Consider the following 15,819-nt stretch of genomic DNA (forward strand, 5'->3'; position numbering starts at 1 on the left):
AAGTTGATATTACAGTTCTATGTTATCTTTGAATTTCTTGTAGGTATCTTTAACTACTTTATATTCCTCATCAGATGCTTCAATAATGGCATCCCAATTGTATACTTCATTCATAATCTTGATCATTTCCTCATTTTCATTAAATGATAAGAATACATCTTTGATCTCTTGTACCAATTCGTCATCTAATTCTTTAGTCACTGAGATTGTGTCATTAGGAATATCTTGTGTATAACCAATAACTTTTAATTTTTCCATTACATCAGGATATTCTCCTTCAAGTTCTGTACGCACATCATCGAACGTTGTTGCAACATCAGCATCTCCTTCATAAACTGCTAGAGCAGCTGTGTCATGTCCACCTGCAGCAGTAGTTCCTGAGAAGAATTCTGTTTCCAATTGTGGTGCAGAGTCATAGTCAAATTCCATCATTAATTGATTTGCTGGGAATAAATAGCCAGAAGTGGATCCTTTATCTGGGTAAGCCCAAATCTTCCCTTCTAAATCCGCTAGTTCTTCAATGTCTGAATCAGCTTTTACCACGTATTGTGCTTTGTATGTACCTGACCCGTAACGCTCTGACTTCAGGATTACTTCAGCCCCATATTGCTCGTTAGCTAAAACATAGCCAAATGCTGGGATAAATCCAATGTGTACTTGGTTAGCTCCCATTGCTTCAACTAATGCATTGTAGCTAGTCATTACTTTACCCTCAACCTCTTTACCCAGTTCTTCTCCTAACTGGTCTGCTAATGGTTTAATCGTATCAGCAATCGTATCAGAATCCTGTGACGGCACGAACCCCATTACAATTGTTTCTGGAGTAATACTTTCTTCACCTTCACCACTGCTGCCATCTGCATCTTCTGAACTACCGCACGCTGCCAATACTAGGACTATACCCAACACAAGCAATAGACTAAAAAGTTTTTTCATTTTGACCCTCCTGTGTATTGTGAAAATTATAATTCCTTCCTCTTTATTAAATAACATTTAGACAAAAATTACTAGACTAAATTGAAAATTTTACACTAGATTAATAAACTATTAGCAAATTGGTGTAACATATTTCGTGAAATGTGTTATCTTACATCAAATGTTTCTATAATGAATTTTTAGGAAATAAATAAAGAAAGTGACACGAAATAAGGGGAGGATAAATTGGGTTATGAGAGAGGTTTGTTTTTATATAATGGTAATGCAGGAAGTGATAATATGGAACAAAAACTTTCCCAAACGCTACCTGTTATTTCGAAGGCTATAAAGAAATTAACTATAATTCAGACGGAATCGATTGAAGAAGCGAAGGATTCCTGTAAAGACTTTGTTGATCAAGTTGATATTATAATTATTCTTGGTGGAGATGGCACGTTATACGAATGTATCAATAGTCTTGCTCCTTTAAAAAGAAGACCAATAATCGCTGTCTTACCAGGGGGGACCTGTAATGATTTCAGCAGAATACTTAGTATTCCTCAAAATTTATATCAGGCAGCAGAGGCAATTATCTCTGGTGAAGCGGTCAAAATAGACATTGGTAAAACATCGGATAAATACTTTCTGAATTTTTGGGGTGTTGGACTGGTTTCAGAAACATCGCTAAATATAGATGAAGAACAAAAGAAAAATTTTGGAGTATTAAGCTATTTCATGAGTACGCTCAAGACAGTTAATCAGGCTGAACCTTTTACTTATAAAATAGTTGCCGATGACAAAGTTTATGAAGGGGAATCGGTTATGATCCTTGTGTTAAATGGGAAATTCATTGGTACAAGGGAATTTCCGATACCTACAATAAATATCAATGACGGTAAATTTGATGTGTTAGTTATCAAAAATTCAACATTGGCCACTCTACGGGAGCTATTATCAATGAATCGACCTACTACAAACACAGAGGAATTAACAGAACTCACCTATTTTCAAGCATCAACTTTAGCGATTAGCACGAATCAGCAGAAAGCTGTTGATATGGATGGTGAAATAGATGGAGTTACACCAGCTAATATTGAAATTTTGCCACGTCATATTCAAATGATAGGAAAACTGTAAGAAAATTACTGTAATACTTTATGGTTTCGGCAATTTTTAGGTATAGGAATAATCAATGTGTTTAAAAAGGAGAACCTACTTAAATGTTACAATACATTACAGATATGATTAATGAATTAGGACTTTGGGGTCTGTTCATAAGTTTGGCTGTTGAGGCTTCATCAGTTCCTTTTCCTGGTGGCTTGGTCACGCTGACGTTTGGTTATATTCTTAATTTGACTTTTCTTGAAGTACTATTATATGGCTTTTTTGGAGGTGCAGTTTATTCATTATTCAGCTTAATCCCTTATGGTGTAGGTTACAAACTGGAAGATAAATTAAAACAAAAAATGAATAAGAAAAAGGTAGAAAAGGCACAAAGATGGTTTAAGAAGTTTGGTGTATGGACAATAGCATTCGCGAGACCACTTGGTATAGGTAATTATATCTCATATATAGCTGGTATTAGTAAAGTAGGTGTATGGAAATTTCAAAGCTTGACGTTATTAGGAATTCTTCCGTGGACGATTGGAATGCTATGGCTTGGAAGTGTGGGTAATCTGAAATCGGTAAAAAAATTTATGGAGGATTTCCAACTATATATACTTTTGCTTTTAATTATAACTGGGGCAGTTTATTGGCTTTATCGAAGACATAAAAAACGAGCATCATATTATCAGTCAGAACCAACCTGATTTTATAAAAAATCGTAAAATAGTGATATATATCATAGCATAGCTGGTTGAAACGCGATATGCTCAAAGTGGGATAACGGGATGTCCTCTACTCTTTTATATAGTGCATGCTTGTCGGCAAGCATGTAAACTAATATTGAGACTTAGTCCTCAATATGAAGTGAAACACCTATCTTTATAAAGATAGGTGTTTTGTTTTTCTATTTAAAGGTAATATTAAAGTTATGGAGTATATAAGTTAGGCTTTTTTCATAAGTTTTGCTGCTGTTTAATCATACTTCGACACAACTATGGTAGCCCGTCTTTTAGAAAACTGCCAAAAGTAATAGGAGGAAAACAATGCGTGTTTTAGTAATTGGAGCAAACGGTGGTATTGGTAAGCAGGTGGTTGAGAAGTTATTGGAATCCGACCATGAACCTGTTGCAATGGTAAGAAATACAGACCAAATTCCCCAATTTGAAGAATTAGGTGCGCTGACAGTTTTAGCGGACTTGGAAGAAGATTTTGAGAAGGCATTTCATAATATAGATGCAGTTATATTTGCTGCTGGATCAGGGCCACACACTGGCGCTGATAAAACAATTGTTATTGATCAGGAAGGTGCAATTGAATCTGCTGATTTAGCGAAGAAATATGGAATAAAAAGATTTATACAGTTAAGTTCATTTGGAGCAGATCGACCTAAGCAAACAGGTCAAATGAAGCATTATCTTTATGCTAAGCACCGCGCAGATGAATATCTTAAAAAAGCAGGCTTAAATTATACGATAGTTAGACCAGGAAGATTAACAGATGACCCTGGTACAGGTAAAGTAAATCTGCAAGAAAAATTATCAGATATAGGAAATATACCTCGTGAGGATGTTGCAGCAGTTCTTGTCTATTTGCTAACTGTTCCAAGAGCAGAAAATAAAATCTTTGAGCTTGTCGAAGGAAACACAGAGTTGTCGGAAGTGCTAGCTTATTAATTTTTAATATCTAATCAATAGTAATCTTTAAAAATCTTCTGCATTGTGGCTATAACACAGTGCAGAATGTTTTTTTGTAATAAATTTGTAATGTTTGTGTTTAATTTGTTATATTCACGGGTAAATACTGATATAAAATAAAACGTAAGAACGAAGTTTCCAAGTTCAAGGAGGAGCTTAACATGAACGATAAGGAAGTAATTGTATATATCAGTAATGATTGTTTGAATTGTGAAAAGCTGTTAAGTCAATTGAAACAATGGAAAATTAAATATACAACGAGAAATGTAACGGAGAACCAAGAATACATTAAACAACTTCACGAACGTGATGTATTTGGTACTCCGACGACTTTGGTAGATGACCAAGTGATTTGTGGATTTCAAATCAATAAAATAAAGTATTTATTAGGTATGTCTAATAATCATCAGCCTTATTTCAGTTCATTTTATGATTGTTACAGTAGTCAAAGTAGTTATAGTAATTGAATAATGGGATTAGCGTTTTTACACACTTTTTGCATGTTTGCATATTGTAGTAACACAAGAACATGTGAAAGAGGTGTGTACCATGTTTGAGAGACCTTATAATTATATGCCATCTTATCATGGCAATCCTTATATTTTTCATCAAAATACCCAGCAGCAAAATCATGCGTCGCAGATGTACCAGAATTACAACAAAAACTTTCAAACCCCTTTTGAGATATATTCAAAACCCAAACAACCAATGGGTTGGCATCCATATGCTCAGTCTATAGGTGGTTCTTTTAATGCGCCACCTAAAAATAATCTTCTCTATTATTTTCAGGATAATAATGGTGAAATGGACCTTGATAAAATGTTATCAACAGCTGGTCAGATAGCAAATACGTTTCAACAAGTGTCACCAGTTGTGAAACAAGTAGGTTCAATGATGAAACAATTTCGATAGCATAGAAAGCTGATGAAGCAATGTTTGTATTTCATCAGCTTATTTCTGCTTTGTAAAATTACAACAATGATGGTAAAACATTAAAAAGTTATTTCGTTTTATTGTGCCATAATAAGTAGAGGGTTCGGGTAAAAAGAAGTACATTGACTGAACATGAGGAGAATTATTATGATTGGGTGTCTGATAATACACGGGTATACCGGTGGTCCGTATGAAGTTGAGCCGTTAGCCGCTTATCTCAAGGAGCATACCAATTGGCATATTGAAGTTCCAACCTTACCAGGTCATGGGAGGAAATTAGCATTGGATAATGTTTCTCACAAAAAGTGGATAAACGCAGCAGAAGATTCTTTAAAACAATTAAGTGTGAAGTTTGATGAAATATATATTATCGGATTCTCGATGGGTGGGATGATTGCTGCTTATCTAGCTGCAAAGTATAAAGTCGATAAATTGGTACTATTGGCTCCGGCTGGAAAGTATCTATCATTTAAACAGATAACCATGGATATCAAAGATGTTGCTGTAGATGGATTCAATGGAAAACTCAATCAAAATAAATTATATCTGCATTACAAAAGGAAGCTGGGAGCTGTTCCTTTTAAAGCTAATATCGAATTTCTAAAGTTGCTAAAGTTTACAAGACGCTATTTGAAAAAGGTTGAATCGCCTGTATTGATTGCCCAGGGACAGCAGGACGGGATGGTTCCCTATAAAACCGTTTACTATTTGGATAAGGAAATTACATCGAAGGAAAAAGAAGTTGTGTTTTTTGAACGATCAAGACATCTTATTTGTTTAGGCAATGACAAAGATGCACTTAATATAATGATTTATGAATTTTTGTCAAAAGAAAAATCCAAAGATAATAGGGAAAAGACTTAAAATAATTAAGCCTTCTCCCTAATATTGTCCTTTATACAATTAAAAAGGCCTTTGTTACTGTTATTGCTTGTCCTTGAAAAATGAAATAACCAGTCCGCCTTCACCTGCATATGTGGAAATCAACGGGCCCATTTCAGTTAAATAGGCGTCTTTGAACGGATATTTCTGTCTGATTTCCGCAAGAACTTTACTTGCTCGCTCCTCGGAATTGTAGTGGGTCATCGAAATGACCTTATCTTCAAAGTCCTTCGTATACTCACCAATTTGTTCAATAAAACGTCTGATTGATTTTTTATCACCACGAACCTTTTCAACTACTTCTATGTTTCCTTCATCATCGCTAGCCTTCATTAATAGCTTTATATTAAGTGTTTTAGCAATGGTGCCTTTTACTTTATCTAAACGTCCGCCACGTACTAAATTTTCCAAAGTTTTTAAAACAAATAATGTAGTTGTTTGTTCAATAAGACTGTTTAGATGGTCAACAAGCTGCTCATACGAATAGCTTTCTTCCATTTTTACTTTTGCTTCATGGAGTAATAATGCTATGCCACATGAAGCTGTTTTTGTATTTATTACTTCGATCCTGCGATCTGGATCCTCTTCAAGAAGCATATTTTTAGCAAGTACTGCATTTTCATACGTAACACTTAGTCCTTTTGTAAGACTTAACATGATAATAGGAGTGCTCGGGTCTACTTGCTTGTATGCTTCATAAAAGTCATTAGGACTTGGAGCAGATGAACGAGGTAGTTCTTCTGCCTCTTTCATTTTTTTATTAAAGGTTTCTAAATCAATCGTTACACCTGTCTTGTATTGTTCATCTTTAAAATGTAAATAAAGAGGTACTACAATAATATCCAATGCTTCATGTAAACGCTTTGGTATGTCTGCTCCTCCATCTGTCATTAACTGAATATTCATGACATCACCCAATTCATTAATTATTGATTTAATTATACCAGTTTTAAACACTAGTTGGTATGTACATTTGTCATTTCTTTTGAGATATTGTGACTTTTGATTTTCGGGCAGTACTCATTATGAATAAAAATAGCCCGAATAATACGATCGTTCCTCCAAGCCATTGTGACCATGTTACTTTTTCACCTAGAATAAAGTAGGCGAGTATTGAAGCCCCTATTGGTTCAAACACGATTCCCATTGAAATGGTGGAAGTACTAAGCCATTTCAAAGCCCAATTAAATAATGTGTGTCCGAAGAATGTTGGGATAATCGCCAAGGCAATAAAAACTAACCAGTGATTAGTGGGATATCCAAAGAAAGGATTTTGGACAACAATATTATATAAAATTAATGTCGCTGAACTTATTCCGTACACAACAAATGTATAAGTCATTAATGATAGGCGCTTTCTTACTTGTTGCCCCATTAAAAAATAGGCTGTAACAGTTATCGCTCCAAGTAAAGCAAGAATATCACCGAATAGTGCCACACCACTTATCTGAAAATCACCCCAGCTTATAATTACACTGCCTAATAGGGCAATTATCATACTGATTACTGCACCAGGCGAGAATCGTTCCTTGAAAAAGAAGTAAGTTCCCAAAAATGCAAAAATAGGCTGTAATGTTACCAATACGACTGAACTTGCCACTGACGTATAGTTTAATGATTCAAACCAGAGAATAAAATGAAAAGCCAAAAAAATACCTGCAAGGGCTGAGAGAATCCAATCCTTCTTTTGGATAAGGCTAAATTCATTTCGATGTTTGAAAAGTACATATGGTGCCATAATAATAACTGCCAACAATAAACGATAATTTGCAATTATTGCAGCAGGAGCTTGATTAGCCAGTTTCACTAATATTGCTGATGTTGATACAGCTATAACACCAATTACAACCGCTATATATGGATTGAACGGAGGTAGACGCATGAAAGTCCTCCTTTGATATTGTGCAGATATATATATTTAGATTTTATTTTACCATGCAATAGATGAAAAATCATATAAGAAGTAGTGGATATCATCATAATATATGTGTTATGATGAAAGAACTGTTATTTTCTGTATGAGATTTCATGAATGAGGCTTTTTTCCATAAGCGGAGTAGCCTCCTTTTTACACTTTCAGAGCGTATGAAAATTGATTGGAAGTCTAAAAATAAACTGAGGGTTTCGCCCAAACAGGTTTTTCTAAAAATTATACATTAGAAAACTTGGCTTTATCCAAGTTTTAATGGCGAAAGCCTTAGTGGCAGTTATGCAGATTATAAGTAATTATACTTTCTAATCTGCCAAATAAATATGCAACAAAAAAGGAGTAGAGTAACAAGGTGACAACATTTAATGAATTAAGTATATCACAGCCCATTATGACAGCACTGGAAAAAATGGGGTTTGAGGAAGCGACGCCGATTCAAGCAGAAACAATACCACTTGCTATGCAAGGAAACGATGTAATTGGACAAGCACAAACTGGTACAGGCAAAACTGCAGCATTTGGTATTCCAATGATTGAGAAAATTGATCCTAGTCAAAAGATAATCCAAGGACTAGTAGTGGCGCCTACGAGAGAGCTGGCAAACCAGGTTGCAGAAGAAATTAATCGATTAGGCAAAAACAAAGGTGTGCGTACAATGCCGGTGTATGGTGGTCAGCACATGGAACGACAAATTAGAGCGTTGAAAGATGGTCCACATATTGTCGTTGCAACACCAGGAAGACTTCTTGATCATATGCGCAGAAAAACAATACGTACGAATAATGTAAAAATCGCAGTATTGGATGAAGCTGATGAAATGCTGAACATGGGATTCATCGATGATATTCGCGATATCCTAAAAAATATTCCAGATGGAAGACAAACATTGCTTTTTTCAGCAACAATGCCTAAGGAAATTCGTGATATTGCAACAAACTTGATGAACAGTCCAAAAGAAGTAAAAGTAAAAAGCAAGGAAATGACAGTAACAAATATTGAACAGTTTTTTATTGAGGTACCGGAAAAATATAAATTTGATACGTTAACAAACCATTTGGATATAAATGCACCTGCACTAGCAATTGTATTCAGCCGTACGAAAAAGCGAGTTGATGAAATAGCAGAAGGACTACAAGCAAGGGGCTTCCGTGCTGAAGGTATTCATGGAGATTTAACACAAGGGAAACGAACGTCCGTTCTAAATAAATTCAAGAATAGCCGTGTGGAAGTATTAGTTGCAACTGATGTTGCTGCACGTGGACTTGATATTTCCGGAGTAACCCATGTATACAATTTCGATATTCCGCAAGATCCTGAGAGCTATGTACACCGAATTGGCCGTACAGGAAGAGCGGGTCGCACAGGAGAAGCAATATCTTTTATAACACCAAGAGAGATTGCACATCTGCAATCAATTGAAAAAATGACTAAAAGTAAAATGAAGCGTATTATGCCTCCAACCAATCAGGAAGCAGAGCGTGGTCAGCAACAAGTTACTGTGGACAAGCTATTGCAAACCATTGAACAAAAGGATTTAAAATCTTACCATGAAACAGCAAATGAATTATTGCAGAATCATGATTCAATAACAGTAATTGCTGCAGCACTTAAGATGTTGACAAAAGAGCGTCGTGATACACCAGTACGAATATCGTCAGCACAGCCAATCAGTGTGAAAAAAGCACCAAGAGGTAAAGACAACAACCGCAGAACCAATAATAAAAAGTTTTACGGTAAACGTAACCAAGGTGGCCGTAATCAAGGCGGACGCAATCGCAAAGGAAATTTCCAGAAGCGCAGAAATAATAATAACAGCTAAGTAGAAGCTCCTTGCGTAAAGGAGCTTTTTTATTGCGTATTATTTTCTTGGATATATTAACAATACTAATGGAAGTTGAGGTATAACTATATGAGGCAGCCACCAGTTAATACAATTGCAACCGATGCAATAAAAGCATGGAAAATAACTGCATGGATTTATGTTGGGATTCTTTGGCTAGCGACCGTTGGACTAATAGTTTTAACGTATATATTTGAGTTGTCATATTGGCTTACATTTACGGCAGTAGTTGTAAGCGGGCTAAGTACATACTTATTTGTTTTCCTATTCCCAAAGCTGCGCTGGAAAAGATGGCGTTACGAAGTGTTTGATCAGGAAATTTATATTCAGCATGGGATATTGATTGTATCACGGACGCTAGTGCCAATGATACGTGTACAGCATGTCGATACGCAGCAAGGACCAATATTAAAAAAATATCAACTAGCAAGTGTGACTATTTCAACAGCAGCAACAACACATGAAATCCCTGCGTTGTTAGATGAAGATGCTTCTGAATTGAGAGATCGAATTTCAGCACTTGCAAGGGTGGATGAAGATGATGTTTAATCAGAAACGACTGCATCCGGCAGCTATATTTTTCAATTTTATTAGGGTGTTGCGTGAATCGATTTTTGCAATTGTTCTAGGTTTTATTACATTTAAAGATGACTCACTTTTTTACTTTGTTTTAATAACATCAGGCATTCTAATTCTAATGATATCGTTTAGCATCTTATCGTGGTATCGCTATACATACCGAATCGAGGATGAAGAGCTTCGTATTGAATATGGAATATTGATTCGGAAAAAGCGGTATATCTCTAAAAACCGAATCCAGTCAATTGACCTGACTTCAGGAGTTATTCATCGAATATTCAAACTTACAAGGGTTCAAATTGAAACGGCGGGAAGCGGAAATGGTGCAGAGGCTTCACTTAAGGCAGTTAAACGAACAGAAGGGGAAGCGCTGCGTCAGGAATTGAAAACAGCCAGCACAAAGTATGCAGATGAAAATGAAGAATTTATAGAGCAAACAAATCCATCATTAAAAATTACGTTTAAACGATTGTTTTTAGCTGGCTCCACGTCTGGAAGCATAGGTGTTCTCTTTGCTCTTATGGCGTTTGGATTCTCGGAACTGGAACAATTCATACCTGATCATTATTACGATAGTACGGTAGAATGGGCAATCGGGTTAAGTGTTATTTTTATAGTAGTGCTTGTTATTATTTTTTTAATCCTTCTTTGGTTATTTGGTATTGCTGGTACGATGATAAAATATGGTAATTTCACAATTACTAAAAATGATAACGAATTATTTATCACTCGTGGACTACTGGAGAAAAAGCAGGTGACTATTCCATTAAAAAGAATACAGGCAGTAGGTATTCAGGAAAGCATTATCAGACAGCCACTCGGTTATGTAACGATTTTTGCAGAAATAGCTGGCGGGTCAATGGACAAAGGTGAGGATTTTTCATCTATATTATTTCCAATCATGAAGACTGATGAAGTTGGTGATTTTTTCAATACGTTTTTGCCGGAATATGCTGCAGAGAATCAGGACATGATACCACTTCCCAAGCGTGCTCGTAAATTTTATCTGCTGCGTTCTTCTTTGCCGGTAATCATAATTGGAGCGGGAATTGGATATTTTTTCACACAATTTGTTTGGGTACCCATTCTTCTGCTGATAGGCAGCCTATATCTGGGTGTTTTACGACATAAAGATGGCGGATTTTATCAAGATGGCCAACGTTTAACTATTCGATACCGGACTCTAAGTAAAAACACAGTAACTATGTACCATAAACGTTTACAAGCTTTTGAGAAAAGTCAATATCTGGTGCAGGTTAACCAGAAATTAGCCACGATGAAACTATCAATAATTGGAAAGTTGGGCGTAGGCACACATTTTAAAATCAAAGACTTGGATGAATCACGCACACACCAAATAGCTGATTGGTATTCTTATCGTAAATAAAAAAGGCAGTTTTCTAAAAATAGTTTGTTGCTATTGATATCATCTGTAACGTTATGTTGCAAATAATATAAGTGCTATGACACCGCTGCGGAAATACACTTCGCGCACCTTAGGGCGGATCAAGCCATGCCCGGCGGCATAGAAGCCCCTGTGGAAGCTTTAGCTTGAACAGATGTCCACTTGTACCCGGAGGGTGAAAGCGTCCGCCTGCAGTGGAAATCAAGAAGTCTAGCACATTTACAAATAGTTTGGATTTACTGTTTTATTATTGAATTATGAAATTGATTCAGTCATAAAGAAAAACACACTAGTTATTGGCTAATTAGTGTGTTTTTTATTTTATAGGAAATTATAAAATTTAAGTGCTGTGAATAACTGGACTTCCGAATCAGCGACGTCCAGCTTCGACGTACAGGACGTACTAGTGCCTAGTGGACTTTCCTCCCCGTGTCTACGAAAGAAATAAAGGATGTTCGACTAAAAACACCACATCCTGTGGCAACGTCGAACTACCCGCAGCGCTGAGCACAGTCCATACGGCGCTGAACAGGCGCTTGCACTTTTGTTCTATTTTCCTAAAATATTCTGCCTATCAGGCCAAGTATAATCAAAATTCCAAGAAAGCCCCAAAGAATTTTGGCATATACTTTCTTGGGTATGCGTCTTTTTTTCCAACGGTTTGGGTTAAACTGTATTGAATCATCGTCCCGGTAACGTCTGTTTCGCCATGGAGAGAATGGTTGGGCGTTTGATAACACTAATGGCGCTAATGCAAAGCCACCGATAAACCCGAAAATGTGTGCGTAAATATTTATTCCTGGCTGGATAAATGTCATAACTAACCCAATGATAAAAATAGTCATGATGATTTGTGAGTTTGCCTGGTCGATTAAATGCTTACGGAATGCTACCATATAAATATAGATTCCAAATAATCCATAGACTGCACCGGAGGCTCCAACATACTCATAATATACTGTAGGTGTCAGGAAGTATGTTGCGAGATTTCCTATTAAGCCTGCTCCAATGTATGCGAATATAAATTTGTATTTACCAAGCATTTGTTCCAGCGCTGGTCCAAATAGGACAAGTGCGAATGAATTAAAGACCGCATGCATAAGACCAGCGTGCAGGAAGATTGATGTGAACAAACGCCAGTATTCACCTTGGCTGATATAAAAATTGTTACCTGTACCCCACCTATCTAATTGATCTCCAAAAGGGAAAGGTAAAAAGTCTGTAATCAGCCATAGAACAAGATGGATGATTATAAGTCCAGCGATTATTGGATAAAATTGAATAAATTCTTTAATGCTTCTTTCTGTGCGGATGAACAATGGCATACCTCCTTACAAGAACAGTTTAGTATTGAATAAATTTCTATATAATTATTTTAGTGAATTATAGTACTTCATATGACCATTATAATTTTACTAAAAGTCCTTAAATAAATATAACGATATGCATTATACATAAAGAAGGGTCAGAAATAATTATGATAAAAGGTATTGGAATTGACATAATTGAATTGGATCGAATTCAAAAAAGTGTGGAACGTAATGGACGCTTTGAAAGAAGAATTCTAACAAAAAATGAACATGTTTTATTCGAACGTATAGCTAATAAAAGAAGAAAAATCGAGTTTCTTGCCGGAAGATTTGCAGCAAAAGAAGCATTTGCGAAAGCAACCGGTAAAGGTATTGGTGAATTAAGCTTTCAGGATATAGAAGTAGTTACAGATGATAATGGTGCTCCAGGAATAAAAGTAAGGCAATTTCAGGATAGTACTATTTTGGTTTCTATCACGCATAGTAGAGATTATGCAGTAGCACAAGTAGTAATTGAAGAAAACAACTAATTGGGGATTCTGCATAATTGTTAGGGTTGTCTCATATATTTTAGTGCGGGTAGGAGGGAATAAAGTGTTTATTGTCACCGCGAATGAAATGTACGATATCGATCGATATACCATGAATGAAATCGGGCTGAATGGAAAGTTATTAATGGAGAATGCTGGGAGGGCTGTTTCAGGAAAAATAGAATCTATTATTGAAAAGCCAGATCACATCTGCATTCTCACAGGCAGTGGGAATAATGGTGGTGATGGATTTGTTATAGCAAGGACATTGTTAAACAAGGGCTATCACATTATTGTTGTACAGGTTGTGCCAAATCAAAAAATTACAGGGGATTCGCTTTTCCACAAAAATTTGCTTCTATCGTTTGGAGGAACTGTAATTGTCAGCCAACAACCTTCAGAGATATATGAAATGGTCCGGAACTCAGATATAATTGTTGATGCAATTTTAGGGATAGGTACAAGTGGAATGCTTCGTAACCCAATTGCTGAAATTGTATCCATTATAAATGACACAGCTAATTTTGTGATTTCTGTTGACATACCATCAGGGCTTCCGGCTGATGAGGGGATTAGTGATTTTCAATCGGTACAAGCCAACCATACTGTGATTTTAGAAGCTGCTAAAGTAAGTGCGTTTCTGCAACATACTGCTTCTTTCTACGGAAAATGGGATACTGTCTCAATTGGGTTGCCGTTAGACGCTTTGCAAAATAACGTTAAACGGGGTAGTTGGACTGACGAAATGTTCAGACAAAGCATGCCTAAGCGTGAAACTGATGCCCATAAAGGGATTCATGGAAGAGGACTGGTAGTTGGTGGCAATACTGAAATGCCCGGGTCGATTGCAATGACTGCTAAAACCGCATTACGTGCTGGCGCAGGGTTAATTACAGCAGGTACAACTGAAAAAGTCATTCCAGTAGCTGCATCACACTGTATGGAGGCTACTTACCTGAAACTAGGCGAGACGAACGGTAATTTGAATGATGATACCGCTATATCATTTAAGAGCTTTGATGCGGTAGCACTAGGTATGGGGATGGGTCGGCAACAAGTAACTGGTAATCTAGTCAGACAAACGGTGGAAGAAGCAACGTGTCCGCTTATTGTCGATGCAGATGGTTTATACCATTTAAAGCCGCTCCTTGATTTGGTCAGTAATAGAAAGGGCCCATCGATCATAACGCCACACCCGGGTGAAATGGCCATGCTTTTGGACGTTTCCGTACCTGAACTTTTGGTCAAGCCTTTCGCATATTCAAAGGTATTTGCAGAAAAATACCATGTTTATGTTGTATTAAAAGGGAAATTTACTATTATTACGACACCGTCAGGAAAACAATCTGTAAATAGAACTGGAAATGCGGGTTTAGCCAAAGGTGGAAGTGGTGATGTGTTATCCGGGGTCATTCTGGCAATGATAATGCAAAAACAAAGTGTATTTGAAGCACTTTGCAATGCTTGCTTTGTACATGGTAAATCTGCTGACAAACTAGTGGCAGAAGAGCACTCTGTATATGATTTAATGGCTTCCGATGTAATTGATGGTATCGCTGAGGTATATCGTACGCTAGAAGTTTAATTTGTGACAATAGCTTTTCCTCCTGTCAAGTCCGTAGCTCGTTAAAAGAGTGAAATGAGACAAGGGAGATATGTCCATGAAAAAAATGTTTGGGATTTGGATGGTAATTGTCTTCGGCTTAATCCTTGTACTTGCAGCCTGTGGTGAAAAATCCCAGGAAGATGTTGTTGAGAAATTAGAATCCAAGCTAGAGGCAATGAATGGATATAAAGCAAAGGCCGAAATGAAAATGAACACTGGACAGGAAGATCAGAAGTACAATATAAACATTTGGCATAAGAAGAAAGATTTTTATCGTGTCGAATTAACGAATGAACAAGATAAAAAAGGCAGCCAAATTATCTTGAAGAATGAAGATGGGGTTTTTGTACTTTCCCCTGCGTTAAACAAAAGCTTCAAATTTCAAAAAGAATGGCCAGAGAACGGTAGTCAGCCATATCTATATCAATCACTTGTGAATGATGTTATGAAAGATAAAGAAGCTTCTTTTAAGGTAAGCGATAATTATTATATTTTCGAGACTAAGACAAATTATCAAAGTAACAATAATCTTCCATATCAAGAAATTTATTTTGATAAGAAAACATATACACCAGTTATGGTAAAAGTACTAGATAAAGACAAAAAGGCCTTAGTTGAAGTTAACTTTTCTGAATTTGATACAAACCCAACCTTTAATGATGATGATTTCTCAATGGAAAAGAATATGACAAGCGGACTAACAGACGCACCAGTTTCTGGTGAGGGAGAAGCGGATGCATTTACAGTGGTATTTCCACTGGATATGGCCGGTTCTGAATTAGTTGAACAAAAAGAAGTTGAACTTGAAAATGGCCAACGTGTAATCATGACGTTTTCTGGCGAAAAGAACTTCACGCTAATTGAAGAGAAAATGGAAGTAATACCAACTATGTCTTCTCCGCAAGTAGTAGATGGTGAGATAGTGAATCTTGGACACTCAATTGGTGCACTTTCCGGGAATACTATAGAGTGGAGCAATAACGGGATGAACTTCATCTTGGCCAGTGACGAGTTAAACAAAGAAGAGTTAATTGACGTAGCAAAATCCGTTCAAGGCAAAGAAGTGAAGTAAATGAATAGTAGCAAGC

The 15,819-nt window shown here is 36.5% G+C and carries 16 protein-coding genes; 12 read left to right on the plus strand and 4 right to left on the minus strand.

All coding sequences use genetic code 11. The features are described 5' to 3' along the window. Nucleotides 1-9: 9 nt before the first annotated feature. Nucleotides 10-936 (minus strand): phosphate/phosphite/phosphonate ABC transporter substrate-binding protein, encoded by a 927-nt coding sequence (locus tag BLS02_RS16935; RefSeq protein WP_092494211.1) that lies wholly within the window; start codon nt 934-936, stop codon nt 10-12. A 225-nt stretch (nt 937-1,161) separates the two neighbouring features. Between BLS02_RS16935 and BLS02_RS16940 the strand changes: the two genes are divergently transcribed. From BLS02_RS16940 to BLS02_RS16965, 6 genes are all read left to right on the plus strand, one after another. Next, nucleotides 1,162-2,052: a YegS/Rv2252/BmrU family lipid kinase gene (locus BLS02_RS16940; protein WP_092494212.1), complete on the plus strand. Its 891-nt coding sequence runs from the start codon at nt 1,162-1,164 to the stop codon at nt 2,050-2,052. A gap of 83 nt (nt 2,053-2,135) precedes the next feature. Further along, nucleotides 2,136-2,726, plus strand: coding sequence for a DedA family protein (locus BLS02_RS16945; protein ID WP_092494213.1), 591 nt, complete (start codon nt 2,136-2,138; stop codon nt 2,724-2,726). A 339-nt stretch (nt 2,727-3,065) separates the two neighbouring features. Continuing rightward, the gene (locus BLS02_RS16950) at nt 3,066-3,695 is read left to right on the plus strand and encodes an SDR family oxidoreductase (protein ID WP_092494214.1); all 630 of its coding nucleotides are present in this window, start codon (nt 3,066-3,068) and stop codon (nt 3,693-3,695) included. A gap of 182 nt (nt 3,696-3,877) precedes the next feature. Further along, entirely contained in the window at nt 3,878-4,183 is a 306-nt protein-coding gene (locus BLS02_RS16955) for a glutaredoxin family protein (protein ID WP_092494215.1), read from the plus strand. An 82-nt stretch (nt 4,184-4,265) separates the two neighbouring features. Further along, entirely contained in the window at nt 4,266-4,628 is a 363-nt protein-coding gene (locus BLS02_RS16960) for a YppG family protein (RefSeq protein ID WP_092494216.1), read from the plus strand. 168 nt (nt 4,629-4,796) lie between these two features. Continuing rightward, a complete protein-coding gene (locus BLS02_RS16965; RefSeq protein ID WP_092494217.1) occupies nt 4,797-5,513 on the plus strand; it encodes an alpha/beta hydrolase in 717 nt (238 codons plus the stop codon). Between the two features lie 60 nt (nt 5,514-5,573). On the opposite strand, the gene BLS02_RS16970 is transcribed toward BLS02_RS16965, so the two are convergent. Both BLS02_RS16970 and BLS02_RS16975 read right to left on the minus strand, forming a co-directional pair. Further along, nucleotides 5,574-6,437 (minus strand): DegV family protein, encoded by an 864-nt coding sequence (locus BLS02_RS16970; protein ID WP_092494218.1) that lies wholly within the window; start codon nt 6,435-6,437, stop codon nt 5,574-5,576. 70 nt (nt 6,438-6,507) lie between these two features. Next, a complete protein-coding gene (locus BLS02_RS16975; RefSeq protein ID WP_092494219.1) occupies nt 6,508-7,413 on the minus strand; it encodes a DMT family transporter in 906 nt (301 codons plus the stop codon). 400 nt (nt 7,414-7,813) lie between these two features. On the opposite strand from BLS02_RS16975, the gene BLS02_RS16980 reads away from it, so the two are divergent. The 3 genes from BLS02_RS16980 to BLS02_RS16990 all read left to right on the plus strand — a co-directional run bounded on the left by BLS02_RS16980 (nt 7,814) and on the right by BLS02_RS16990 (nt 11,267). Then, nucleotides 7,814-9,280, plus strand: coding sequence for a degradosome RNA helicase CshA (locus BLS02_RS16980; protein WP_092494220.1), 1,467 nt, complete (start codon nt 7,814-7,816; stop codon nt 9,278-9,280). A 90-nt stretch (nt 9,281-9,370) separates the two neighbouring features. Beyond that, entirely contained in the window at nt 9,371-9,850 is a 480-nt protein-coding gene (locus tag BLS02_RS16985; RefSeq protein WP_092494221.1) for a PH domain-containing protein, read from the plus strand. Beyond that, complete coding sequence (locus BLS02_RS16990) at nt 9,840-11,267, plus strand: PH domain-containing protein (protein WP_254788803.1); 1,428 nt, start codon at nt 9,840-9,842, stop codon at nt 11,265-11,267. Before BLS02_RS16985 ends, BLS02_RS16990 begins: the two co-directional genes overlap by 11 nt. A 575-nt stretch (nt 11,268-11,842) precedes the next feature. Here the strand turns inward: BLS02_RS16990 and BLS02_RS16995 are convergent. Beyond that, nucleotides 11,843-12,604 carry a rhomboid family intramembrane serine protease gene (locus BLS02_RS16995; protein ID WP_092494222.1) on the minus strand — a complete coding sequence of 254 codons (762 nt, stop codon included), beginning with the start codon at nt 12,602-12,604 and terminating at the stop codon, nt 11,843-11,845. Between the two features lie 158 nt (nt 12,605-12,762). On the opposite strand from BLS02_RS16995, the gene acpS reads away from it, so the two are divergent. The 3 genes from acpS (at nt 12,763) to BLS02_RS17010 (ending at nt 15,803) form a co-directional block, all read left to right on the plus strand. Then, on the plus strand, nt 12,763-13,125 hold the full coding sequence (gene acpS, locus BLS02_RS17000; RefSeq protein ID WP_092494223.1) for a holo-ACP synthase: 363 nt from the start codon (nt 12,763-12,765) through the stop codon (nt 13,123-13,125). Nucleotides 13,126-13,189: 64 nt separating this feature from the next. Then, nucleotides 13,190-14,710, plus strand: a complete 1,521-nt coding sequence (locus BLS02_RS17005) for an NAD(P)H-hydrate dehydratase (protein ID WP_092494224.1) — start codon at nt 13,190-13,192, stop codon at nt 14,708-14,710. A 76-nt stretch (nt 14,711-14,786) separates the two neighbouring features. Beyond that, complete coding sequence (locus tag BLS02_RS17010; protein WP_092494225.1) at nt 14,787-15,803, plus strand: LolA family protein; 1,017 nt, start codon at nt 14,787-14,789, stop codon at nt 15,801-15,803. The last annotated feature ends 16 nt before the right edge of the window (nt 15,804-15,819 follow it).

Source organism: Virgibacillus salinus, assembly GCF_900102415.1.
In the GTDB taxonomy this organism is placed as follows: domain Bacteria; phylum Bacillota; class Bacilli; order Bacillales; family Amphibacillaceae; genus Lentibacillus; species Lentibacillus subterraneus.